Origin of the sequence: Streptomyces sp. NPDC001851 (assembly GCF_040297165.1) — a bacterium.
In the GTDB taxonomy this organism is placed as follows: domain Bacteria; phylum Actinomycetota; class Actinomycetes; order Streptomycetales; family Streptomycetaceae; genus Streptomyces.
The window spans coordinates 165,103-188,480 of the sequence record NZ_JBEOYR010000017.1; the positions used below are offsets into that span (position 1 = coordinate 165,103).

Consider the following 23,378-nt stretch of genomic DNA (forward strand, 5'->3'; position numbering starts at 1 on the left):
GCTATCCCCCCGCCTCACCCCTCAGCAATGACCCGGCAATGACTCACCAAGAGCGCCTGCGAAAGAACTCATAGGACTTGAACCGGTCCTCGCGTGGCGCCGTGGACCTCGGGCAGGGAGCGCGAGCACCATCGAGCCCCCGTCCACTCACAGCATCCGCAACGCGAGGAGACTCCGTGGCCACCGAGACACCGCCCCCCGCGAAACCGGGGGCGCCACTTCCCTCCACCGAGGAGTTCGCCGATGTGCAGCAGAGCGCGGAGTTCGGGGAACTGCGCCGCGCCCACCGCTCCTTCGCCTTCCCGCTGACCATCGCCTTCATCACCTGGTACCTGCTCTACGTCCTGCTGTCCAACTACGCGGGCGGCTTCATGGGCACCAAGGTGGCCGGCAACATCAACGTGGCCCTCGTCCTGGGCCTGGCCCAGTTCCTCACCACCTTCCTCATCGCCTGGTGGTACGCCCGGCACGCCGCCGGCAAGCTCGACCCCAAGGCGGAGGCCATCAAGTCCCGGATGGAGGGCGGCGCATGAGCCCCGCGCAGCACATCCTGCCGGCCACGGGCCGGGCGTCGCACACGCTGCTGGCCGCCGGCGAGGCGAGCGAGCACCGGACGCTGATCATCACCCTGTTCGCGGTGTTCGTCGCCGCGACCCTCGTCATCACCGTCTGGGCCGGCCGCCAGACCAAGGACGCCGCCGACTTCTACGCGGGCGGACGCCAGTTCACCGGCTTCCAGAACGGCCTCGCCGTCTCCGGCGACTACATGTCCGCCGCGTCCTTCCTCGGCATCGCGGGCGCCATCGCCCTGTTCGGCTACGACGGCTTCCTGTACTCCATCGGCTTCCTCGTCGCCTGGCTCGTCGCCCTGCTCCTGGTCGCCGAGCCGCTGCGCAACTCCGGCCGCTACACCATGGGCGACGTGCTGGCCTACCGGATGCGCCAGCGCCCCGTCCGCACGGCCGCCGGCACCTCCACCATCGTCGTGTCGATCTTCTACCTGCTGGCCCAGATGGCGGGCGCCGGCGTCCTCGTCTCGCTGCTGCTGGGCATCACCAGCGACGGCGGCAAGATCGGCATCGTCGCCCTGGTCGGCGTCCTGATGATCGTGTACGTCACCATCGGCGGCATGAAGGGCACCACCTGGGTCCAGATGGTCAAGGCGGTGCTCCTGATCGCCGGCGCCCTGCTGCTGACCTTCCTGGTCCTGCTGAAGTTCCACTTCAACATCTCCGATCTGCTCGGCAGGGCCGCCGGCAACAGCGGCAAGGGCGCGGCCTTCCTCGAACCGGGCCTGAAGTACGGCGCCACCGGCACCACCAAGCTGGACTTCATCTCGCTCGGCCTCGCCCTGGTGCTCGGCACCGCGGGCCTGCCGCACATCCTGATCCGCTTCTACACCGTGCCGACCGCGAAGGCCGCCCGTAAGTCCGTCATCTGGGCGATCGGCCTGATCGGCGCCTTCTACCTGATGACCCTCGCCCTTGGCTTCGGCGCCGCGGCCCTGATCAAGCCGGACGAGATCATCGCCTCCAACAAGGCGGGCAACACCGCCGCACCACTCCTGGCACTGCACCTGGGCGGCACCGACTCCAACGGGGGCGCCGTCCTGCTCGCCAGCATCTCCGCCGTCGCCTTCGCCACCATCCTCGCGGTCGTCGCGGGCCTGACCCTGGCCTCGTCGTCCTCCTTCGCGCACGACATCTACGCCAACGTCATCAAGAAGGGGCAGGCCACCGAGAAGCAGGAGATCGGCGCCGCCCGCTGGGCGACCGTCGGCATCGGCGCGGTCTCGATCGTCCTCGGCGCCCTCGCCCGCGACCTGAACGTGGCCGGCCTGGTCGCCCTCGCCTTCGCGGTCGCCGCCTCGGCCAACCTGCCGACCATCCTCTACAGCCTGTTCTGGAAGCGGTTCACCACCTCCGGAGCCCTGTGGTCGATCTACGGCGGCCTGGTCACCGCGGTCGGCCTGGTGCTGTTCTCGCCCGTGGTCTCCGGCAAGCCGGCCTCGATGTTCCCCCACGTCGACTTCCACTGGTTCCCGCTGGAGAACCCCGGCATCATCTCCATCCCCGTCGGATTCCTGCTCGGCGCCGTGGGCACCCTGCTGTCGAAGGAGGTCCCGGACGCCGGCAAGTACGCCGAACTGGAGGTGCGGTCACTGACCGGCACCGGAGCGCACTGAGAGAGTGCACCCGACGTTCGTACGACGGCCGCGTCGTGACGGGACTGTACGGTCCTACGACGCGGTCTCGTCGTACCTCGTCGGATCGGGCCGCTGTCGTTGTCAGTGCGGTCACGTAGGCTCGCAAGTGACGTAAGACAATGACTCAGGGATTCGAGGGAGGGGGCCCACGTGCTCATCGACACCTACGGCCGAGTGGCCACCGACCTGAGGGTCTCGCTGACCGACCGCTGCAACCTGCGCTGCACGTACTGCATGCCCGAAGAGGGCCTGCAGTGGCTGGCCAAGCCCGACCTGCTCACGGACGACGAGATCGTCCGCCTCATCGACATCTCCGTGCGGATGCTCGGCATCGAGGAGGTCCGCTTCACCGGCGGCGAGCCCCTCCTGCGCCCGGGCCTGGTCGGCATCGTCGAGCGGGTCGCGGCCCTCGCCCCGCGCCCCCAGATGTCCCTCACCACCAACGGCATCGGCCTCGGACGCACCGCGGCCGCCCTGAAGGCCGCGGGCCTGGACCGGGTCAACGTCTCCCTGGACACCCTCCGCCCGGACGTCTTCAAGGCGCTGACCCGGCGCGACCGCCACAAGGACGTCCTCGAAGGCCTCCGGGCCGCTCGCGAGGCCGGCCTCACCCCGGTCAAGGTCAACACGGTCCTCATGCCGGGCCTGAACGAGGACGAGGCCCCCGACCTGCTGGCCTGGGCCGTGGAACACGACTACGAACTCCGGTTCATCGAGCAGATGCCCCTGGACGCCCAGCACGGCTGGAAGCGGGACAGCATGGTCACCGCCGGGGACATCCTCGCCTCCCTGCGCACCCGCTTCGACCTCACCCCCGAGGGCGCCGAGACGCGCGGCTCGGCCCCGGCGGAGCGCTGGCTGGTGAACGGCGGCCCGCACCGGGTCGGTGTCATCGCCTCGGTCACCCGCCCCTTCTGCGCCGCCTGCGACCGCACCCGCCTCACGGCCGACGGCCAGATACGCACCTGCCTGTTCGCCACCGAGGAGACCGACCTCCGCACAGCCCTGCGCTCCGGCGCCCCGGACGAGGAGATCGCCCGCATCTGGAAACTGGCGATGTGGGGCAAGAAGGCGGGAGCGGGCCTGGACGACCCGTCGTTCGTGCAGCCGGACCGACCGATGTCCGCGATCGGCGGCTAGCCGACCTCTGGCTCAGGCCCCCTCGGGCTCCTGCCAGTCCGCGAACCTCACCACGTCCTTCAAGAAGCCCCGCACCCCGAGGAACTGCGACAGATGCTCGCGGTGCTCCTCGCAGGCGAGCCACGTCTTGCGCCGCTCCGGCTTATGGATCTTCGGGTTGTTCCACGCCAGCACCCACACCGCGTCGGCGCGGCAGCCCTTGGCGGAGCAGACCGGGGTCTCGTCACTCACAGGTTCGTCTCGGGTTCGTCTCACAGAAGGGGCGCAGACAAGGCGACGCCGAGCAGCCACGGGGGGAGCTGCCCGGCGTCGGTCCGTCGCTCCGACGGGGGATGCGGAGCGCGTACGCAGTATGTCACGGCTACCCCACCGACCGGCACTGGAACTGCATGATTGATCTGAGCTTTTCTTGAGCTTGACGGGCGGTGCCATTCCGCTTCCGCCCTGCCCGCCGTGGGTCCGCCGTGGTCACACGGGGTCGGCGTGCTCACCGCGCGCCCCCGCCGGACGAGCCGCCGAGTCCTGCGGAACGGACCCCTCCTGCGCCTCATCCTCCCGCGGCGGTGTGAGCATCGGCCGCGTCGGCGTGGTGATGAACGTCGAGGGAAGGGACGGCGGCCGCTCCCGGCCCGCGTTCGCGATCACCACGGCGATATAGGGGAGTACCGCGCCGAGCACGAGCGCCACGAGCGCGACATACCGCTCGACGTTCCACAGCGAGACGGCGAGAATCACCGACGCGGTGCGGATCGTCATCGAGATGACGTACCGCCGCTGCCGGCCCCGTACGTCCTCGGCGAGCCCCGTCCGGGCTCCGGTGATCCGGAACACCTGGACGCTGCCGCCGCCGTGCTGTTTCCGCATCACAATCCACCATCCGCCCGCATCGGACCCTGCCCGACCTCCCACGTTACGCCGCGGTCACGCCGCCTACGAGACCGGGGGGCCCGCCGCCCGCGATGACCTCGCCGGCCCTGCCGCGCACGGGGGAACCCGACATGCGCCGTACGGCCCACCGGCCCACACTTGCCGTAATGCGCGCGTCGAGCCGTACGAGGAGGCAGCCATGGGCTGGTTGTGGGCGATCATCGTGGGATTCGTGCTGGGCATCATCGCCAAGGCGGTCATCCCGGGAAAGCAGCACAGCCCGCTGTGGCTGACCACCATCTGCGGCATGCTGGGCGCCATCGTGGGCAACGCGGTCGCCCGCGCCGTCGGTGTGGCGGCGACCCGCGGCATCGACTGGAGCCGGCACATCTTCCAGCTGGTCGCGGCGATCATCATTGTCGCGGCGGTCGACGCCCTCTACATGGCGACGCTGGGCAGAAGGAAACAGGAGCGGGTGGGGGGCTGAGAAACACCCCTCAGGAGAAGAGCCCCGTGAGGGGCGCGGGAACTGCGCGAGAACCACGGCGAAAGCCGCACTCCGCGGACCACCCACGCCCCAACGGTGCTACCCGGCGACAACCTCCACCGCCGCAAGGTTCTTCTTCCCCCGCCGCAGCACCAGCCACCGCCCGTCCAGCAGATCCTCCCTGACCGGGACGGCGTCCTCGGAGGCGACCTTGACGTTGTTCACGTAGGCCCCGCCCTCCTTCACCGTCCGCCGCGCGGCGGACTTGCTGGCGACGAGACCGACCTCGGCGAACAGGTCGACCACCGGACCCAGCTCGGCGACCTGGATGTGCGGCACCTCCGACAGCGCCGCCGCCAGAGTCCGGCCGTCCAGATCCGCCAGCTCGCCCTGCCCGAACAGGGCCCGGGACGCGGCGATCACCGCGGCCGTCTGCTCGGCCCCGTGCACCAGCGTCGTCAGCTCCTCGGCGAGCGCACGCTGCGCCGCCCGGGCCTGCGGACGCTCCTCGGTCTGCCGCTCCAGCTCCTCGATCTCCTCGCGCGTCCTGAAGCTGAAGATGCGCAGGAACTTGGAGACGTCACGGTCGTCCGCGTTGACCCAGAACTGGTAGAACGCGTACGGCGTCGTCATCTCGGGGTCGAGCCACACCGTGCCGGACTCGGTCTTGCCGAACTTGGTGCCGTCCGCCTTGGTGATCAGCGGCGTGCCCAGTGCGTGCACCACGGCGTCCGGCTCGACCCGGTGGATCAGGTCGGTGCCCGAGGTCAGGTTGCCCCACTGGTCGCTGCCGCCGGTCTGCAGCGTGCAGCCGTGCCGCCGGTACAGCTCCAGGAAGTCCATGCCCTGCAGGATCTGGTAGCTGAACTCGGTGTAGCTGATGCCCGCGTCGGAGTTGAGCCGCCGGGAGACGGCCTCCTTGGCGATCATCTTGTTGACCCGGAAGTGCTTGCCGATGTCCCGCAGGAACTCGATGGCCGACAAACCCTGGGTCCAGTCCAGGTTGTTGACCATCACCGCGGCGTTCGGGCCGTCGAAGTGGAGCAGCGGCTCGATCTGGGCGCGCAGCCGCTCCACCCAGCCCGCCACGACCTCCGGCGCGTTCAGCGTGCGCTCGGCCGTGGGCTTCGGGTCACCGATGAGACCCGTCGCGCCCCCGACCAGCGCCAGCGGACGGTTGCCCGCCTCCTGGATGCGGCGCATGGTCAGGATCTGCACGAGGTTGCCGAGATGCAGACTGGGCGCGGTCGGGTCGAAGCCGCAATAGAACGTGACGGGACCGTCCGCGAACGCCTTGCGCAGCGCGTCTTCGTCCGTGGAGAGGGCGATGAGCCCCCGCCACTTCAGCTCGTCGACGATGTCCGTCACGGTTCTCGTGTCTCCTCGATGATCTCCGGGTGGCCGGGTGACACCCGACCACGAACGCCTACGAGGTTATACGCCCTGACTGACAGAGCTCATGTTGAAATCCGGGACCCGCAGCGCGGGCATCGCGGCCCGGGTGAACCAGTCGCTCCACTCGCGCGGCAGCGTCTTCTCCGTACGGCCCGCCTCCGTGGCCCGTCGCAGCAGGCTCACCGGCGACTCGTTGAACCGGAAGTTGTTCACCTGCCCGGTCACCTCCCCGTTCTCGACGAGGTAGACGCCGTCCCGGGTCAGGCCGGTGAGCAGCAGCGTAGCCGGGTCGACCTCCCGGATGTACCACAGGCAGGTCAGCAGCAGCCCGCGCTCGGTGCCCGCGACCATCTCCTCCAGCGAGCGGTCGTTCCCGCCGTCCAGGATCAGGTTCCCGAGCACCGGGGCGACCGGCAGCCCGGTCAGGCCCGCGCTGTGCCGGGTGGTGGTGAGATGCCGCAGCACCCCCTCGCTGATCCACTCGGTGGAACGGGTCGGCAGACCGTTGTCGAACACGGACTGGTCACCGCCGGAGGAGTGGGCGACCACGAAGGGCGGGCACTCCAGACCGGGCTCGTGGGGGTCGCTGCGCAGGGTCAGCGGCAGCTCGCTCAGCCTCTCGCCGACACGTGTGCCACCGCCCGGCTTGGAGAACACGGTCCGGCCCTCGGCGGCGTCCCGGCCCGACGCCGACCACAGCTGGTAGATCAGCAGGTCCGCGACCGCGCTCGGCGGCAGCAGCGTCTCGTACCGGCCGGCGGGCAGCTCCACGCGCCGCTCCGCCCAGCCCAGCCGTACGGCCAGCTCGGCGTCGAGCGCGCCGGGGTCGATGTCCTTGAAGTCCCGCGTGGCGCGGCCCGCCCAGGCCGAGCGCGTACGGTCGGGAGACTTGGCGTTCAGCTCCAGCGTGCCGGTGGGCTGGTCGTGCCGCAGACGCAGTCCCGTGGACGTGCCCAGGTACGTCGACACCAGCTCGTGGTTGGCGAAGCCGTACAGCTCACGGCCGCCCGCACGCGCGCGTGCGAACGCCTCACCGAGGGCCGGCGCGAAGTCAGCGAACACGGCGGACGATGTCTCGGCCGGCGCGTCCGTGAAGTCCGGCGACCGCGGCACATCACCGACCAGCGGCTGCGCGTCCTCGGCGGGCCCCGCACCCCGCGCGGCGGCCTCGGCGGCCCGCACCAGCGGCTCCAGCTCCTGAGCGGTGACCGCCGAACGCGACACCACACCGGAGGCGGTGCCCTCCTTGCCGTCCACGGTCGCGATCACGGTGAGCGTACGACCGCGCGTCACACCGTTCGTGGTGAGTGCGTTGCCCGCCCAGCGCAGGTTGGCGGTGGAGTGCTCGTCGGCGATGACGACGCAGCCGTCGGCCCGGGACAGCGCGAGCGCCTGCTCGACGATCTCGTGCGGCTTGTGGGTACGGGCGCTCATCGACCGGCCTCCTGGGTCGTGTTGAGGATGTTGACGGACCTGAAGACGGCGGAGGGGCACCCGTGCGACACGGCGGCCACCTGCCCGGGCTGGGCCTTGCCGCAGTTGAAGGCGCCGCCGAGGACATAGGTCTGCGGACCCCCCACAGCCGCCATCGAGCCCCAGAAGTCGGTGGTGGTCGCCTGGTAGGCCACGTCCTTCAGCTGCCCGGTGATCCGCCCGTTCTCGATCTTGAAGAAGCGCTGCCCGGTGAATTGGAAGTTCACCGCAGGGTCAGGGGGCATACCTCCCTGATCGGCGTTTGTGCAGGTCAGGCGGTTATTCACGGTCTGCCCTCAATCCCTGTTCATACCCGTTGAAACCGGACTGTACGGGGTCTGGTGATGACTTGGTGTCGACTTCCGAAGGGCGCCTCGGGGTATCCGAGGTTGGCTTTGAAGGCCGCGTTGTGGATCAGGGCAGAGACTACCCAGCAGACGCGGGGGCCGGGGGTGCAATTCTTGCCTCGGAGGGGAAGCCATCTCTGGTCTGACCAGCTGGTTCGGGGTGATGATCAAGCTCTGGGCGTCATGGAAAACGTCCGCTGGAAGCGGCTCCGGAGTCATCTAGGTGCGGTACCTTGTGTCGCCGCAGCGGGAGCTTTCTAGCACCCGTACGACACTGGAGGGCCCGAGTCGGGCAGCACCCCGAATCAGACCCTCCAGCGCAGTTCCCGAGCCCGGTCGCGTAGCAGTCGGCCGGGCTCGCTGCATGTGCAGCTCCCGAGCGACCGTCCCGTGTTTTGGTGAGGCCGTTACTGCATGAACTGCCCCACGGTGGCGATGATCGCCACGATCAACCCCGCTGCCGCCAGGTAGACCTGCCAACGTTCGGCGTCCGACCAACTGCGCGTACGGGGCTTGGCCGGGTGTCGATCAAGCACTATTCCTCCTCGTTCCTCTCGGCGAGGCCACGAGGATGCCATGGGTACCCCGCCGCCCGGCACTGGAACTAAACCATTGGTCTGAGCTTTTCTTGAGGTTGGAGGGGGCCCGTATTCGGTGGCCTTGCGCGCACGCGCATGCGCGCGTGAGGCGCTGGTGCCGGTTGTGCAGCACAGCCAGGAACAGTTGACGAGGGTGACGACGCGTTCTCCCGCCCCGCGTTGGCAATGCTTCCGCATCGGATTCCATCGCTCGCCCGCATGCACATGCAGCGGTGGCCGTACGCTCGAATCATGAGTGCCGACATTGGCAAGCGGCTTCAGGACGTACGCAAGCGACGCGGCATGACGCAGCGTCAGCTAGCGAGCGAGTCAGGCGTGTCCCTGTCCTTGATCCGGAAGCTGGAGCAAGGGGAACGGGCTGACACACGCCTGGAGACTGCGCGTCGGCTGGCACAGGCGCTGCGGGTGCCTACGACGAACCTCATTGCTGATCACGAGGACGATCCCGAGACGGCGCCTGGCGCTGATGATCGTTGGGAGGCTGTCCGGCGTGCGCTCGTGGCTCCGGTACGGGTGGACGGTGCGACGGAAGAGCCGACCGTGGGCGGTGTGCGGGACGCGCTGGAATCAGCGCTGCCGCTCTTCTCCGGTGATCGTTTCGCAGAGCTGAGTGTGATCCTTCCGCCCCTGCTGCGGGAAGCTGATCTGATCGCCGAGAGTGGCCCGGAGGGGCGGGCCGTACGCGTCCGGCTCTCACAGCTCACAGGCTGGCTGCTCACCCAGACTCGGCAGTTCGAGGCGGCTGACATCGCGCTGTCCCGGTCGCTGGAGGAGTCGTCGGATCGGCTTCAGGCGGCGGCGACGGTGAGCACACAGTGCTGGCTCTTGCTGCGGCGCGGTCGGCTGTCTGAGGCGCGGGAGCTGGCAACGCGGTGGGCGGATGAGGTCGAGCCTCGTATTTCGCGGGCGACCCCGGCGGAGCTGAGCGCCTGGGGCTGGCTGCTGTTGCGGGCCTCCGCTGCCGCGATCCGGGACAACCGGTCTGGGGAGGCCGAAGACGCGTTGCGCTACGCCAACTCGGCGGCGGTCGCGATGGGGCGGGAGTTTGCTCCGCGTGACGACTTCTTGCAGGCGTTCGGGCCGGTCACGGTGGCTCTGAAGCGGGCCGAGAATGCCATGATCGTCGACAAGCCGGACTTGGTGCTCAAGCTCTCGCAGCGCATCCCGACCAGTGGCATGCGGCCCACCTCCAACAACCGCAACCGTCACCTCCTGGACGTGGCGGAGGCGTATGTCCGCTCCCGTGACTACGCGAAGACGGTTGAGGTCTTGCAGGGCATCCGTGCGGACGCACCACAGTGGCTGCCTAACCAACGCTACGCGCGGGACATCTTCGGCCGAGTGATCGCGCGTCGGCGCACCCTCACGCAGGAGATGCGGGACCTGGCGGACGCGATCGGCGTACCGGTGTGACTCGGTGTGGCACTTCGGGGTGGCCCCCCATCGAAGTGCCATTGAGGTGTGTTCCTGCCGTTACATAGCGTCATATGCATGGCGACCCAAGGTAGAGCAGCAGAGACAGCTGTCCGTGAGTGCATGACCACGGCCGACGCCGACGCGCGTCAGTGGGAGTACACGACCTACGCCCCGGCCGGTGAAACGTGCCCGGCATGCGGTGTGCCGATCAAGACCCTTGAGAGCTGCCGCCGGGGGTTGCTGGCTCGTCGGGACTCGTCTCCGATCGTGGCCTACTGGCACACGGCTTGCGCACCGAAGGGGGCGGGACAGTGATCCCTATGGAGATCTACAGGAGCAGCAAGCGGGCCGCTGCTGACGCGCATGAGGCGCTGGTCCAGGCATTGCTGGCGATTGGGATTCCGAGGCGGGATCTTGGCTGGCTGGCTCCGCGCGTGGCGCCGGACGGGCGTCCGATGGTGGCTATGGGGACGTGGAACGCTGATGTGGTGCAGAAGGTAGCGGCGCATCTGATGGCGTCACCTGCGCGTGTCGAGACCGCGCCAGACGGCTGTGTCGTGGCCGATCACGCCCGTGTGACACAGGACGAATGACCCCAGCTCGCTGAGGACGGCGAATCAAGGCTCAGCGAGTCGGCTGCCCCGTCTGTGCGCCTCCCCCCGGCGCATGGGCGGGGCCCTCTGGTGTATGGGCGATTGGTGCGGTGATGGCGCGCTGGGGGCACGCCGCCGGCCGTAGAGGATTTTGGGCTGGAGCTGCCATGGGGCGAGTGAACAGGGGGCCTTACGCTCGCCAGCGGATCGGGCAGTCTTTGGGACCTGCCCGCAATAGCCCGATCGGCCCCCTGTTCTTCGAGGCTCGCCCCATGGTGGCTGCCTAAAATCCTCTACGGCCGTCGGCCCCAGCCACAGAGGGTTTGCGCGGTGGCCTGTTCTGGGGGAACGAGGGTGAGCGCGCCGGACGTAGCGGGCCGGTGAACACGGTGGGCCGGATCGGCGCTGTGGGCGTCTGGAGGGCGTGAGCCACGGTGAATGAGTACACGGGGCGGGTCGGGCAAGGTGGGCTGTGAGGAGCTGGCTCGCGCTCTCTGGTCGCCTGGTATGCGCCGGGGCGGTGGCGCCCCGGACCGGACCGGCCGAAGGCCGCATGCCGGGCCGGGGTGCGGCAAGCCGCCCCGGCGGCGCGCCGTGGCGCGCCTGGAGGAAGTGAAGACAGCTTCCGACACCTGTCCTGCACCGCTGCCCGCTCCCGCTTCCCGGTGTGCGCATGGTCCGGGGCGCATCCGGCTGACCAGGCTCCTCAGACAACCCGGTACGGTCCCCATGGGGTTCTCTCCGGCCGCGCCTCAAGTGCTCTGCCTGCGGCGGTAATTCGTTGGCGTTCCCGGGGTACCTCTGGGATCATGGGTGTTCGAGCGACGAGCCTTCTTTCAGCGAATCTCAGACACAGACATAGACACAGAATTTCTTCAGCAGATATCACGCCTTCAGCCTTCTTCTGCCTTCTCTGTCTTCGTTCTCTCTCACGCTGCCTCGACACCCGCTCTCATTTCAGACACTGCATCAATTCAAGCCAAGTCAAAGCCAAGGAGATTTCAGACATGACTCACGCCTGCGTCTCTGCTCGCGCTCCTCCCTGTCCGTCCGTTTTGGAGGTGCCCTGTGTTCAACACCTCACACGAGGTGACCACTTCAAATAGCCGCTCCGCTGAGCTGGAGCGCGAAAAGCGTCTGCGGATGCTCTCCGATGCCGATCGGGACATCATCCGTCTGGCCAACGACCCCCTGTTTCCGCGCTGGCTGGAGCAGATCAGGGACATTGGGGGTTGTGCCCATCCGATCTATCTGTCCGGCTCCACGGTCACCCGCGATGCGATGACGGGTGAGCTGATCTCTTCCTACTCGACTGCCGGGGAGCCGGGTGAGCAGCTGGCCGTGCGCTGCCGTAACCGCCGCGCGTCGGTCTGTGAGCCGTGCTCCTACCTGCATGCGGGCGACACCTATCAGCTGATCCGCGCGGGCCTGTCCGGTGGCAAGAATGTGCCCGGTGCGGTGCGTAATCAGCCCCGTTTGTTCGTCACGCTGACGGCGCCCTCATTCGGGTCAGTCCATCGCTTCCTCGATGGTGAGCGATGCCGACGGCGCCGGGACGGCGGAGAGTGCGAACACGGGCGTCCGGTCGGCTGCGGCCTGGTGCACGCCGAGAATGACACGGCGCTGGGCCGTCCGCTGTGCCCGGACTGCTACGACCACGTGGCCCATGTGCTGTGGCACGCGCACGCCGGGCGCCTGTGGGACCGGTTCACCACCGCCGTACGGCGTCACCTCGCCTCCGCCGCAGGGATCCCGCGCTCCAAGCTCCGTGACCACCTGGTGGTGTCCTTCGCCAAGGTCGCCGAGTACCAAAAGCGCGCAGCCATCCACTTCCACGGGGTGGTACGCCTCGATGGTCCGGCAGGCCCCGGCGACCCTTCCCCCGACTGGGCCACGGCCGAACTGCTCACCGACGCCGTACACACGGCTGCGCAATCGGCGAACGTGCGCGTCCCGGGATCGGACGCCTACGGGACCGAACTCCTCGCTTTCGGCACACAGTTGGCCGTACGGCCCATCTGGTCCTTCGCCGACGACGAGGGACCCACCGATGACGCGGTCGCTGCCTACGTGGCCAAGTACGTCTCCAAGGGAACGGCCGAAACCGGTGCCGGACTGGACTACCGCGTCACCAGCCTGGACGACATCCACGCAGCCGTCGTCACATCGCACGTGGGGGCCTTGATGGCTACGTGCTGGCGCCTTGGCGGCCTGCCGGAACTGGAACACCTCCGGCTGCGCTCCTGGGCTCACACGCTCGGCTACCGGGGCCACATCCTCACCAAATCCCGCCGCTACTCCACCACGTACACGGTCCTTCGTGAGGAACGGGCCGAGTACCGGCGTGGCGATGCGGAGCCGACCGCCAGTCCTGCCGTCGTCACGGACTCGAACTGGCGCTACGTCGGCTCCGGCTACACCGCCGGCGCTGCCCTGGTCGCTGCCGGGATCGCACAAGACCACGTCATGAGCCGCCAACTGGCCCGGGAAGCGATAGAGGACGAGGGGCGGGGGTGGGAGCTGTGAGGGGTGGCAGCAACCTGCTCATGACGCCGGACGAGGCAGCCGCAGAACTCGGCGTGACGAAGCGGGTCCTCATGGACTCGTACCGGCGCTGGGGCATCCCGTTCCTCAAGGTCGGCAAGCATGTCCGATTCCGAACTCGCGATCTGCACAACTGGGTTGAGGGCCGCTTGCGGCAAGGCTAGGCTGACGATCAGTCACTAACCAATCAACATGGGGAGGGTTAACAAGCGTGGCGACCATCAAGAAGGAAGACTGCACCTGCCCCCGGCGCAAGAAACCCACGTGCCCTCACAAGCCGTACCGGGTGACGTACCGGGAGCCCGGGGGTAGGGCAGGCAAGCCGCGACAGGTGTCCTTCAAGAAGCTCGAAGACGCGGAAGCGTTCGCGGTCAAGGTTGAGCGGGACAAGGACTTGGGGACCTATATCAATCCCAAGGCAGGACAACGGACGTTCCAGCAGGTCTGGCACGAGTGGGTTGAGGCGGGAACTCTGGAAGAGTCCTCGAAAAGGAATTACCAGAGCGTCTACGACAACCACTACGGGCCATTCTTCGGGAACAAACCAATCGGCAGTATCACGCCGACAACCATCCTGGAATGGGAGGCGGACCAGAAGGAGCGCGGCTACAAGGAAACCGGAATCAATGGACGTAAGAACGTCCTCTCATCAGTCTTCAACTATGCGGTAGCAGCCGAGATCATTGGCCGCAATCCGTGTAAGAAAGCGAACCCCCGTAGGCGCTCGGGTCAGCAAGTAACTCCGGTCACCGACGAAGACATCCCGACCATGGAAGAGGTTCTGGGGATCATCGCAGAGGCTCCGAAGCTGATCCGTGCTGGCTTCTGGGCCATGGCGGGTTGCGGGACGCGTCCGGGAGAGTCCCTGGCGCTGTCCGATGAGTCCATGGACTGGGAGCGCAGCATCCTTGCCGTGGATCACCAAGTCTCGGCCTACGGCTGCCAGGAAATCTCTGGATACCGGCGCGGCGTGAAGCGGGGCACGAAGCATCGCGCCTTCGAACAGGCGCGGAAGACTCCCGTTCCCCAATCAATCAACGAGATCTTCAACGATCACATCGACGCCTTCGGGACGTGGGGAGATCGGGGCTGGTTCTTCGAGTCTCCTCGGCTAAATGATCGTCACCCGTCGTATGACTGGTTCCTGGACCAGTTCAAGGCGGCGGCCAAGCTGGCTGGCACTCCGCAGTACACCCCGAAGAGCTTCCGGCACTTCTTCGTCTCGGAGGCCATCCATGCTCAGATCCCGCTCTTCGAGGTGGCGGCGTGGGTCGGGCACCGCACCACTCGGACCACGGAACTGGTGTACGGCCACCTCGTCCGCCGGGCCATGGACCGTGGCGCCCGCACCATGCACAACCGCCTGGGGCTCAAGCTGGAGCCCTTCAAGGGGCTCATCGTCCCGCCCTCGCTGACGCCCTCTGAGGACGACATCGAGGACTGGGACGACGTGGCGTAGGTGGTTCGCTGTGATCGCGTGTCGACCCGGTGCAGACTTTGAGTCGGATCGGTCGCCCTCTCAGGAGCGGCCGGACTCGTTCGCAGTGTTCAAGATATTCACACTCCGAAACATTGCGGACGGGCACCCGTGAGACACGGAAGCGACCTGCCCCGGCTGGGCTTTTCCGCAGTTGAAGGCCCCTCCTAGCACGTAGGTCTGGGCGCCTCCGACTGCTTCCATGGAGCCCCAGAACTGGGGGGTGACCCCCTGATATGCAAAGTCCCTGACCTGCCCCTCAAGGCGGCCGTTCCGGATCATGTATGCCCTCTGACCCGTAAATTGGAAGTTGTACCGCTGCATGTCGATCGACCAGGACCGGTCGCCGACCACGTAGATACCCCGGTCGACGCCCCCGATCAGGTCCTCCGTGGACAGTCCGGCCGGATCCGGCTGCAGGGACACGTTGGCCATGCGCTGCACCGGCACATGGGCGGGGGAGTCGGCGTACGCGCACCCGTTGGACCGGTCGAACCCGGTGAGCCGCGCGATCCGCCGGTCCAGCTGGTAGCCGACCAGCGTGCCGTCCTTCACCAGGTCCCAGGACTGCGCCGCGACGCCCTCGTCGTCGTACCCGACGGTCGCGAGCCCGTGCTCGGCGGTGCGGTCCCCGGTGACGTTCATCAGCTCGGAGCCGTACCTCAGCTTGCCCAGCTGGTCGAAGGTGGCGAAGGAGGTGCCGGCGTACGCGGCCTCGTACCCGAGCGCCCGGTCCAGCTCCGTGGCGTGCCCGATGGACTCGTGGATGGTCAGCCACAGGTTGGACGGGTCGACCACCAGGTCGTACAGGCCCGGCTCCACGCTCGGCGCCCGCATCTTCTCGGCGAGCAGCTCCGGGATCCGCTCCAGTTCGGCGTCCCAGTCCCAGCCGGTGCCGGTCAGATACTCCCAGCCGCGCCCCACGGGCGGCGCGATGGTGCGCATGGAGTCGAACTCCCCGCTCGACTCGTCGACCGACACGGCGGTCAGCTCCGGATGCAGCCGCACCCGCTGCTGGGTGGTCACGGTCCCCGCGGTGTCGGCATAGAACTTGTTCTCGTGCACGGTGAGCAGCGAGGCGTCCACGTGATGGACGCCGTTCGCGGCCAGCAGCCGCGTGCTCCACTCCGCGAGCAGCGCCGCCTTCTCCTCGTCGGGCACCGAGAACGGGTCGATCTCGTACGACGAGATCCACGTCTTGTCGGCGTGCACCGGCTCGTCGGCCAGCTCGACGCGCTCCTCGGACCCGGCCGCCTTGATCACCTGCGCGGACAGCTTGGCCATGGCCACGGCCTGCGAGGCGACCTTCGCGGCCGCGTCGAGGGTCAGGTCGACGCCGGACGCGAAGCCCCAGGTACCGCCGTGCACGACCCGCACCGCGTACCCGAGATCGGTGGTGTCCGACGATCCGGCGGGCTTGGCGTCGCGCAGCCGCCAGGACGCGCTGCGCACCCGCTCCAGACGGAAGTCCGCGTGCTCGGCCCCGAGCGCACGCGCGCGTGCCAGCGCGGCGTCGGCGAGGGCGCGTAGGGGAAGCGCTGTGAAGGCTTCGTCGATGGAATGGGGCACGGAGGTCTCCCTGCTGTCGTGGCCTGTCGGTCCGATCATGTCGTGGCCGCGCCCCGGCGGACCACATGTTTCGGGCCCGGACCCGGCGCGTTCTGTAGGGATCCGACAGTGACATCCCCGCGCCACTGTCGGTGCCCGATTGCCCACGCGCGTGGTGCGACCGATAGGTTTTCGATGAAGCCGCCTGTCATCCAGGTGTTCGGGCGGGTTGTCGGACATCTGCAGACCGCTATCGAAAGGGTGATCCGTTGAGCCGCTCGGTTCTCGTCACCGGAGGCAACCGGGGCATCGGCCTCGCCATCGCCCGCGCATTCGCCGACGCCGGCGACAAGGTCGCGATCACGTACCGCTCGGGTGAGCCGCCGGCCGGCTTCCTGGCCGTCAAGTGCGACATCACCGACCCGGAGCAGGTGGAGCAGGCCTACAAGGAGATCGAGGAGCAGCACGGTCCGGTCGAGGTCCTGATCGCCAACGCCGGCGTGACCAGGGACCAGCTCCTGATGCGCATGTCCGAGGATGACTTCACCTCGGTCATCGACACCAACCTCACCGGCACCTTCCGTGTCGTCAAGCGCGCCAACCGCGGCATGCTGCGCGCCAAGAAGGGCCGCGTCATCCTGATCTCGTCCGTGGTCGGCCTGCTCGGCTCGGCGGGCCAGGCGAACTACGCCGCCTCCAAGGCCGCCCTGGTCGGCTTCGCGCGCTCCCTCGCCCGTGAGCTGGGTTCGCGCAACCTCACCTTCAACGTCGTCGCGCCCGGTTTCGTCGACACCGACATGACCAAGGCGCTCACCGACGAGCAGCGCCAGAACATCGTGTCGCAGGTGCCGCTCGGCCGTTACGCGCAGCCCGAGGAGATCGCCGCGACGGTGCGGTTCCTCGCTTCCGACGACGCCTCGTACATCACTGGAGCCGTCATCCCCGTTGACGGCGGACTGGGAATGGGTCACTGATCACCATGAGCGGAATCCTCGAGGGCAAGCGCGTCCTGATCACCGGCGTGCTGATGGAGTCCTCCATCGCCTTCCACGCGGCCAAGCAGGCCCAGGAGCAGGGCGCGGAGATCATCCTGACCGCGTACCCGCGGCCCACCCTGACCGAGCGCATCGCCAAGAAGCTGCCGAAGCCCACCAAGGTCATCGAGCTGGACGTCACCAACGACGAGCACCTCGGGCGGCTGGCCGACGTCGTCGGCGAGGAACTGGGCGGCCTCGACGGCGTCGTGCACTCCATCGGCTTCGCCCCGCAGGACGCGCTCGGCGGCAACTTCCTCAACACCCCGTTCGAGTCGGTGGCCACCGCCATGCACGTCTCGGCGTACTCCCTGAAGTCGCTCACCATGGCCTGCCTGCCGCTGATGCAGAACGGCGGCTCGGTCGTCGGCCTCACCTTCGACGCCCAGTACGCCTGGCCGCAGTACGACTGGATGGGCCCGGCCAAGGCCGCCCTGGAGGCCGTCAACCGCTACATGGCGCGCGACCTGGGCAAGCAGAACATCCGCTGCAACCTCATCTCGGCGGGCCCGATCGGTTCCATGGCCGCCAAGTCCATCCCGGGCTTCAGCGAGCTGGCCTCCGTGTGGGACTCCCGTTCCCCGCTGGAGTGGGACCTGAAGGACCCGGAGCCGGCCGGCAAGGGCATCGTCGCCCTGCTGAGCGACTGGTTCCCGAAGACCACCGGCGAGATCATCCACGTGGACGGCGGTCTGCACGCCATCGGCGCCTGATCCTCGGTGGTGACGCCCCGTTTCCCGCAGTGCGCGGGGAGCGGGGCGTCACCCGTTCGGCCCACCGGCCGGGCGCCCACCGGTCCGGGCGGCGCACCCTGGATTACGCGTTCACTCACGCGTCCCTCCGCAGCCCGGCCGAGGAGGTCCCCTTGTGCGCCTGTCCCGCAGCCTGGCCCCGGTGACCGTGGCCGTGGCCCTCGTGCTCTCCCTGCCGTACGAGGCGATGCCCTACGCGCGCGTGGACGACGCGAAGCCGCCCGCGCCGAACCTCTTCGGGGCCGCCTGCCGGACGACCGTCCGCGGCTCCCATGTGGTGGCCTACTGCCACAACCCCTATGTCGACACCGATCGCGTGCGGCTGCACATCGAGTGCGCCCGCTGGTGGGACATCGACACCGACAGCGCTCCGGTGGACGCCGAGCCCGCCATGACCGTACGGCTCGCCGGCCGGTGCTGGAAGGAAGTCCGGTCGGTCTGGATCAGCCACCAGAGGGAGCGCTGAACCGGCCCGGGCGGCACAGGAACGGATAGCTCGCGGCCTCGGCCGCCGCCGCATCCGCGTCCCCGGCGCGGATCGCGTCCACCAGGCGCGTGTGCTCCATGTGCGTCTCCGGTGTCAGCTCCGCCCCCACGTCCGCGCGCAGCCAGTCCCGCAGCACCTCGCCCAGGTCGGCGTACATCGCCGTCATCGCGTCGTTGTGCGAGGCGGCCACCACGGCCAGGTGGAAGGTGGCGTCGGCGGTGACGAAGGCCTCCGTCTCGCCCGTCTCCCAGGCCACCTCGCGCCGTTCCAACAGCGTGTCCAGCTGCTTGAGGTCCTTCTCGGTGCGCCGCTCGGCGGCCAGCCGCGCCGCCGCCGACTCCAGCGCGGCGCGCAGCTCCGCGATGTGCCGGGGGTCGGCACCGGCGAACCGGCGGTGCATCACGCCGGCCAGCTCGCTCGTCGCCACCACATAGGTGCCCGAGCCCTGCCGGATGTCCAGCAGGCCGTTGTGGGCGAGCGCGCGGACGGCCTCGCGGACCGTGTTGCGGGCGACGCCGAGCTGCTCGACCAGTTCCGGCTCCGTCGGGATGCGCGAGCCGACCGGCCACTCACCGGAGGTGATCTGGTGGCGCAGCGCTGCGATGACCTGCTCGGACAGCGCCGAACGACGCGGGTGGCTCAGGGGCATGGCCCACCTTCGCAGGACGGTCCCGGGCTCGGACATCCCGGGAGTGGACAACCAATCATCCCATGATTCTATGATGACTCTCATGGCACGTGAGGAAACCCGGACAGTGGAGACCCGTACGGCGATGTCACCGACCGAACGCGGTACGGCCGCCGCCCTGAGCACCCCCGAAACGCCCCCCGCAGCGGGCCGCACGCGCGCGTGGGCGACCCGCCTGGTCGTGGTCGGCATCGTGCTGTCCGCGCTGAACCTCCGCCCGGCCATCACGAGCCTCGGCGCGCTCCTGGAGGAGGTCCGCGACGGGCTCGGCATGAGCGGCAGCGTGGCCGGCCTGCTCACCTCCGTGCCCCCGCTGTGCTTCGCGGTCTTCGGTGTCACCGCCCCCCGCCTGGCCCGCCGCTTCGGACCGGCCGCGGTGGTGTGCGCCGGGATGGCCGCCATCACCGCGGGCCTGCTGATACGGCCGTATCTCGGCAGCACGGCCGGCTTCCTGGCCGCCAGCGCGCTCGCCCTGATGGGCATCGCCGTCAGCAACGTGCTCATGCCGGTCATCGTCAAGCGCTGGTTCCCCGACCGGGTCGGCTCCATGACCGGCCTGTACTCGATGGCCCTCGCGCTCGGCACCTCCCTGGCCGCCGCGGTGACCGTCCCCCTCACGCACGCCATGGGCGGCAGCTGGCGGTCCGGCCTCGCCGTGTGGGCCGCCGTCGCCGGCGCCGCCGTCCTGCCCTGGCTGCCGCTCGTACGGGACCGCGGCACCGCGCCCGCCCAGCCGCAGGGGCCGGAGCAGGAGCGTGCGGCGGCGGAACGGCACGCGCCGCTGCGCATCACCCGCAGCCGCACCGCCTGGGCACTCGCCGTCTTCTTCGGCCTGCAGGCCACCGCCGCCTACATCACCATGGGCTGGATGGCGCAGATCTTCCGGGACGCCGGCGTCCCGGCCGGCACCGCGGGCGTGCTGCTCGCCGTCACCATGGTGATGGGTGTGCCGCTGGCCTTCGTCATCCCGCGGGTCGCCACCCGGCTGCCCCACCAGGGACCGATCGCGCTGGTCCTGGGCGTGTGCGGGCTCGCCGGATACGCCGGCCTGTACTTCGCGCCGGCCGCCGGGGCCTGGGCCTGGGCGCTGCTGCTCGGCATCTCCAACTGCGCCTTCCCCCTGGCACTCACGATGGTCGGCATGCGGGCCAGGAGCGGCCAGGGCGTGGTCCAGCTGTCCGCGTTCGCGCAGAGCACCGGCTATCTGATCTCGATTCCCGGCCCGCTGCTGGTCGGCGTGCTCTACCAGCACAGCGGCGGCTGGGGACTGCCGATCGCCCTCATGGCGGGCCTGATGGTGCCGCAGATGGTGGTGGGCTTCCTGGCGGGCCGCGACCGCACGGTCGAGGACGAGGCGGTCCGCTAGGGGGTTTCGTTCGGATCAGGACCCGGGCTGACCCAAACCAAACCCCCTGGCCCCCGGCAGGCGACGTACGCCCGTCGAGGAGCGGAGTCCGGTGCGTGCTCCGGGCGTCCCCGGCCGAGGGCTGGGAGCGCCGGCCAGAAGTCCGGGAGCGCGCCGGGCGTCGCGACGGGGCGGACGCCGCCCGTCGGGGCACGGGCGTGCGGCGGGTGCATCGGCGCCTCCCGGTCCCGTGGGCTCGCGGCACGCCCGGGCCGCGTCGGTCGGCGGGAGCGGGGCAGCAGAGCCGCCCCGCGGGCCGAGCGGCCCGGGTGCTGCCGGCCGTCGGCAGGCCGGGCCGGCCGCGTCCGCCGTTCGGCTGTTCGTGCGCGGCGGCACCCGACCCGGCCGGTCCCCGCGGAGCGGAGGGTGCGAGACTGGGCACATGCAGCCTGTGCTCGACCCGAACCCGCAGAACGGCCAGAAGAAGATGCTGCTCGTCTTCGGCGCGTTCTTCGCCATCTTCGCCGTCATCGCCGTCATCGCGACCCTCGCCTCCCCCTGACGGGCGAGACCCTCGCCTCCCCCTGACGGGCGAGACCCTCGCCTCCCCCTGACGGGCGAGACCCTCGCCTCCCCCTGACGGCGCGGCCGGGCGGCGTCCCGGCCCGCGCCCGACGACGGAAGGTGGGGGTAGCCCCCCATCCCCTAGGGGGCAAGGGTCAGGGTCAACTGGGTGGTAGCCCGGATGGGTTGACGGCCCCGGATTCCGTAGCTTCGAGAGGTGACCGCACGACACGGTCAGGACCCGCTCGAAGACCACGGAGGCGATCATGCCGGCCCGCACCTCTTCCCGGCCCCACCCGGCGACCACGGGCGGCGTCGACATCCGGCTGCCCTGGTGGGCCCTCGCCCTGCCCGCGCTCGCCTTCATCGCGCTCCTCGCCCTGATACTCAACCCGTCGGACGCGCACGCGGCGAGCGGCGACCCGGCGATCACGCACCTCTTCGAGCGCGCCCAGCAGCTCCTCACGCGCTGACCCGGAGCCTCCGCGCGCGGTGAATCCGCATGTCAACTCCCTGCGCCCCCTGGCGTGTTTCATGCGAAGCTGGGTTCCATGAGCGCCGCAGAACCTCGCAGGATCGTCCTCCTCCGGCATGCGAAAGCCGACTGGCCACAGGTGTCCGACCATGAGCGCCCGCTCGCCGAGCGGGGCCGCAAGGACGCCGCGGTCGCCGGACGCAAGCTGGCCGACACGGGTATCACCTTCGACCTGGCCCTGTGCTCCACCGCGACCCGGACCCGCGAGACCTGGAAGCTCGCCGTCCACGAGCTGGCACACCGGCCGAGGACCGTCTACGAGGAGCGGGTCTACGAGGCCTCGCCCGGCGAACTGATCGCCGTGCTCAACGAGACTCCGGATGACGTGCGGAACGTGATCCTGATCGGCCACAACCCGGGTGTCCACGGTCTGGCCGACATCCTGTCCGGCGCGGCCGAGGGCGACGCCCGCGAGCGGATGAACCGCCGAGGCTTCCCGGCGGCCGCCTTCGCGGTGCTGTCCTTCGACGGCCCCTGGAAGACCCTGGAGCCGGGCGTGGCCACGCTCATGGACTACTGGGCGCCCGCCGAGTGACCTCACGCGGACGCGCGGGCCCGGCAGCCGCACGCTGCCGGGCCCTGCCGTGTCCGGGCCGGACGGACCGGCTCAGTCCTCGTCGTGCGTGTCGGCCGCCTCGACCTCTTCACGGGTGACGCCCAGCAGATAGAGCACCGTGTCGAGGAAGGGGAAGTTCACCGCCGTGTGCGCCGCCTCGCGGACCACCGGCTTGGCATTGAAGGCGACGCCCAGACCGGCCGCGTTCAGCATGTCCAGGTCGTTGGCGCCGTCGCCGATCGCCACCGTCTGCGACAGCGGCACCCCGGCCTCCGCGGCGAACCGGCGCAGCAGCCGCGCCTTGCCGGCGCGGTCCACGATCTCGCCGGTGACCCGGCCGGTGAGCTTGCCGTCGACGATCTCCAGCGTGTTGGCCTGCGCGAAGTCCAGGCCCAACCGTTCCCGCAGATCGTCCGTGACCTGCGTGAAGCCCCCGGAGACCACACCGACCTGGTAACCGAGCCGCTTCAGCGTGCGGATCAGGGTGCGCGCCCCCGGCGTCAGCCGGACCTCGTTGCGCACCTTCTCCACCACGGAGGCGTCCAGCCCCTCCAGCAGCGCCACCCGCGCGTGCAGCGACTGCTCGAAGTCCAGCTCCCCGCGCATCGCCGCCGCCGTCACCTCGGCGACCTTGTCCTCGCAGCCGGCGTGCGCGGCGAACAGCTCGATGACCTCGTCCTGGATCAGCGTGGAGTCCACGTCCATGACCACCAGACGCTGGGCGCGCCGGTGCAGACCCGCCGAGACGACCGCGACGTCGACACCCAGTGCCGCCGCGTCGGAGGCCAGGGCCGTGCGCAGCGGCTCGGTCTCCACCCCGGAGACGGCGAACTCCACAGCCGTCACCGGGTACTTGGCGAGCCGGAAGATACGGTCGATGTTGCCGCCGGACTTCGCGATCCGGGCGGCGATGGCGGCCGTCGACTCCGCGGTCAGCGGATGGCCGAGGACGGTCACCAGGGAACGTCCGAGGCCGCGCGGCCGGTTGTCGCCGCGCCCCGAGATGATCTCCGCCTGCATCTTCATCGACTCGGCCCAGCTGTGCACGGTGGCCCTCAGGTCGCCCTCCAGGCCGGCCGGCGGCTGGGTGACCAGCGCGCACAGCACCAGGCGGCCCCGGGTGACGACCTGCTCGATGTCGACCACGTCGACGAGGTAGGCGGCCAGGGTGTCGAAGAGGCCGGCCGTGATGCCCGGCCTGTCCTTGCCGAAGATCTTGACAAGGAGAGTGGGGACCTCGGGGGTCTGCGAAGCGGAGGTCTGCGAAGCGCTCATGGTGTCACCACCGTATCCGGCACCCAGTGCCGTCCGCCGCCGAGGTCCGC

General features: G+C 69.3%; 24 protein-coding genes and 1 pseudogene. 16 read left to right on the plus strand and 9 right to left on the minus strand.

The features are described from left to right. Positions 1 to 176 precede the first annotated feature (176 nt). From ABT171_RS25345 to moaA, 3 genes are all read left to right on the plus strand, one after another. Positions 177 to 533: a DUF485 domain-containing protein gene (locus tag ABT171_RS25345; RefSeq protein ID WP_351247504.1), complete on the plus strand. Its 357-nt coding sequence runs from the start codon at positions 177 to 179 to the stop codon at positions 531 to 533. Continuing rightward, complete coding sequence (locus ABT171_RS25350) at positions 530 to 2,185, plus strand: monocarboxylic acid transporter (RefSeq protein ID WP_351247506.1); 1,656 nt, start codon at positions 530 to 532, stop codon at positions 2,183 to 2,185. The genes ABT171_RS25345 and ABT171_RS25350 overlap by 4 nt, the downstream gene beginning before the upstream one ends. Positions 2,186 to 2,356: 171 nt before the next feature. Then, a complete protein-coding gene (gene moaA, locus ABT171_RS25355) occupies positions 2,357 to 3,346 on the plus strand; it encodes a GTP 3',8-cyclase MoaA (protein WP_351247508.1) in 990 nt (329 codons plus the stop codon). 12 nt (positions 3,347 to 3,358) lie between these two features. Here the strand turns inward: moaA and ABT171_RS25360 are convergent, their stop codons facing one another. Both ABT171_RS25360 and ABT171_RS25365 read right to left on the minus strand, forming a co-directional pair. After that, positions 3,359 to 3,577, minus strand: coding sequence for a hypothetical protein (locus ABT171_RS25360; RefSeq protein WP_351247510.1), 219 nt, complete (start codon positions 3,575 to 3,577; stop codon positions 3,359 to 3,361). A gap of 237 nt (positions 3,578 to 3,814) precedes the next feature. Next, on the minus strand, positions 3,815 to 4,210 hold the full coding sequence (locus tag ABT171_RS25365; RefSeq protein WP_351247512.1) for a DUF3099 domain-containing protein: 396 nt from the start codon (positions 4,208 to 4,210) through the stop codon (positions 3,815 to 3,817). 202 nt (positions 4,211 to 4,412) lie between these two features. Between ABT171_RS25365 and ABT171_RS25370 the strand changes: the two genes are divergently transcribed. Continuing rightward, the gene (locus tag ABT171_RS25370; protein ID WP_351247514.1) at positions 4,413 to 4,700 is read left to right on the plus strand and encodes a GlsB/YeaQ/YmgE family stress response membrane protein; all 288 of its coding nucleotides are present in this window, start codon (positions 4,413 to 4,415) and stop codon (positions 4,698 to 4,700) included. 99 nt (positions 4,701 to 4,799) lie between these two features. Here ABT171_RS25370 and tyrS read toward each other — a convergent pair whose 3' ends face one another. The 4 genes and pseudogenes from tyrS to ABT171_RS25390 form a co-directional block, all read right to left on the minus strand. After that, complete coding sequence (gene tyrS / locus ABT171_RS25375; RefSeq protein ID WP_351247516.1) at positions 4,800 to 6,068, minus strand: tyrosine--tRNA ligase; 1,269 nt, start codon at positions 6,066 to 6,068, stop codon at positions 4,800 to 4,802. Positions 6,069 to 6,134: 66 nt separating this feature from the next. Continuing rightward, positions 6,135 to 7,529: a metallopeptidase TldD-related protein gene (locus ABT171_RS25380; protein ID WP_351247518.1), complete on the minus strand. Its 1,395-nt coding sequence runs from the start codon at positions 7,527 to 7,529 to the stop codon at positions 6,135 to 6,137. Further along, positions 7,526 to 7,792 (minus strand): annotated as a pseudogene (locus tag ABT171_RS25385) (metallopeptidase TldD-related protein); the annotation flags it as partial. The pseudogene ABT171_RS25385 and the gene ABT171_RS25380, both read right to left, overlap by 4 nt. A 530-nt stretch (positions 7,793 to 8,322) precedes the next feature. Continuing rightward, the gene (locus ABT171_RS25390; protein WP_257786884.1) at positions 8,323 to 8,451 is read right to left on the minus strand and encodes a hypothetical protein; all 129 of its coding nucleotides are present in this window, start codon (positions 8,449 to 8,451) and stop codon (positions 8,323 to 8,325) included. Between the two features lie 294 nt (positions 8,452 to 8,745). On the opposite strand from ABT171_RS25390, the gene ABT171_RS25395 reads away from it, so the two are divergent. The 5 genes from ABT171_RS25395 to ABT171_RS25415 all read left to right on the plus strand — a co-directional run bounded on the left by ABT171_RS25395 (position 8,746) and on the right by ABT171_RS25415 (position 14,526). Next, complete coding sequence (locus tag ABT171_RS25395) at positions 8,746 to 9,927, plus strand: helix-turn-helix domain-containing protein (RefSeq protein ID WP_351247520.1); 1,182 nt, start codon at positions 8,746 to 8,748, stop codon at positions 9,925 to 9,927. 323 nt (positions 9,928 to 10,250) lie between these two features. Beyond that, a complete protein-coding gene (locus tag ABT171_RS25400) occupies positions 10,251 to 10,523 on the plus strand; it encodes a hypothetical protein (RefSeq protein WP_069781660.1) in 273 nt (90 codons plus the stop codon). A 1,068-nt stretch (positions 10,524 to 11,591) separates the two neighbouring features. Continuing rightward, the gene (locus ABT171_RS25405) at positions 11,592 to 13,049 is read left to right on the plus strand and encodes a replication initiator (RefSeq protein ID WP_351247522.1); all 1,458 of its coding nucleotides are present in this window, start codon (positions 11,592 to 11,594) and stop codon (positions 13,047 to 13,049) included. Positions 13,050 to 13,069: 20 nt separating this feature from the next. Further along, positions 13,070 to 13,231 carry an excisionase family DNA-binding protein gene (locus ABT171_RS25410; protein WP_351247524.1) on the plus strand — a complete coding sequence of 54 codons (162 nt, stop codon included), beginning with the start codon at positions 13,070 to 13,072 and terminating at the stop codon, positions 13,229 to 13,231. Between the two features lie 47 nt (positions 13,232 to 13,278). Then, the gene (locus ABT171_RS25415; protein ID WP_351247526.1) at positions 13,279 to 14,526 is read left to right on the plus strand and encodes a tyrosine-type recombinase/integrase; all 1,248 of its coding nucleotides are present in this window, start codon (positions 13,279 to 13,281) and stop codon (positions 14,524 to 14,526) included. Positions 14,527 to 14,586: 60 nt separating this feature from the next. Here the strand turns inward: ABT171_RS25415 and ABT171_RS25420 are convergent, their stop codons facing one another. Continuing rightward, the gene (locus ABT171_RS25420) at positions 14,587 to 16,113 is read right to left on the minus strand and encodes a TldD/PmbA family protein (protein WP_351247528.1); all 1,527 of its coding nucleotides are present in this window, start codon (positions 16,111 to 16,113) and stop codon (positions 14,587 to 14,589) included. Between the two features lie 248 nt (positions 16,114 to 16,361). Here ABT171_RS25420 and fabG point away from each other — a divergent pair, with 248 nt between their 5' ends. From fabG to ABT171_RS25435, 3 genes are all read left to right on the plus strand, one after another. Beyond that, positions 16,362 to 17,066, plus strand: coding sequence for a 3-oxoacyl-[acyl-carrier-protein] reductase (fabG, locus tag ABT171_RS25425; protein ID WP_351247530.1), 705 nt, complete (start codon positions 16,362 to 16,364; stop codon positions 17,064 to 17,066). A 5-nt stretch (positions 17,067 to 17,071) separates the two neighbouring features. Continuing rightward, positions 17,072 to 17,839 (plus strand): enoyl-ACP reductase FabI, encoded by a 768-nt coding sequence (gene fabI / locus ABT171_RS25430; protein WP_351247532.1) that lies wholly within the window; start codon positions 17,072 to 17,074, stop codon positions 17,837 to 17,839. A gap of 154 nt (positions 17,840 to 17,993) precedes the next feature. Beyond that, positions 17,994 to 18,344, plus strand: a complete 351-nt coding sequence (locus tag ABT171_RS25435; protein ID WP_351247534.1) for a hypothetical protein — start codon at positions 17,994 to 17,996, stop codon at positions 18,342 to 18,344. Here ABT171_RS25435 and ABT171_RS25440 read toward each other — a convergent pair. Next, on the minus strand, positions 18,322 to 19,014 hold the full coding sequence (locus ABT171_RS25440; RefSeq protein WP_351247536.1) for a FadR/GntR family transcriptional regulator: 693 nt from the start codon (positions 19,012 to 19,014) through the stop codon (positions 18,322 to 18,324). The genes ABT171_RS25435 and ABT171_RS25440 overlap by 23 nt on opposite strands. A gap of 70 nt (positions 19,015 to 19,084) precedes the next feature. Here ABT171_RS25440 and ABT171_RS25445 point away from each other — a divergent pair, with 70 nt between their 5' ends. The 4 genes from ABT171_RS25445 to ABT171_RS25460 all read left to right on the plus strand — a co-directional run bounded on the left by ABT171_RS25445 (position 19,085) and on the right by ABT171_RS25460 (position 22,032). Further along, positions 19,085 to 20,419, plus strand: a complete 1,335-nt coding sequence (locus ABT171_RS25445; protein WP_351247538.1) for a CynX/NimT family MFS transporter — start codon at positions 19,085 to 19,087, stop codon at positions 20,417 to 20,419. A gap of 421 nt (positions 20,420 to 20,840) precedes the next feature. Further along, on the plus strand, positions 20,841 to 20,960 hold the full coding sequence (locus ABT171_RS25450) for an SGM_5486 family transporter-associated protein (RefSeq protein WP_330340862.1): 120 nt from the start codon (positions 20,841 to 20,843) through the stop codon (positions 20,958 to 20,960). 268 nt (positions 20,961 to 21,228) lie between these two features. After that, positions 21,229 to 21,435 (plus strand): hypothetical protein, encoded by a 207-nt coding sequence (locus tag ABT171_RS25455; protein WP_351247540.1) that lies wholly within the window; start codon positions 21,229 to 21,231, stop codon positions 21,433 to 21,435. 78 nt (positions 21,436 to 21,513) lie between these two features. Continuing rightward, entirely contained in the window at positions 21,514 to 22,032 is a 519-nt protein-coding gene (locus tag ABT171_RS25460; protein ID WP_351247542.1) for a SixA phosphatase family protein, read from the plus strand. Positions 22,033 to 22,104: 72 nt separating this feature from the next. On the opposite strand, the gene serB is transcribed toward ABT171_RS25460, so the two are convergent. Next, complete coding sequence (gene serB / locus ABT171_RS25465; protein WP_351247544.1) at positions 22,105 to 23,328, minus strand: phosphoserine phosphatase SerB; 1,224 nt, start codon at positions 23,326 to 23,328, stop codon at positions 22,105 to 22,107. Positions 23,329 to 23,378: the final 50 nt, after the last annotated feature.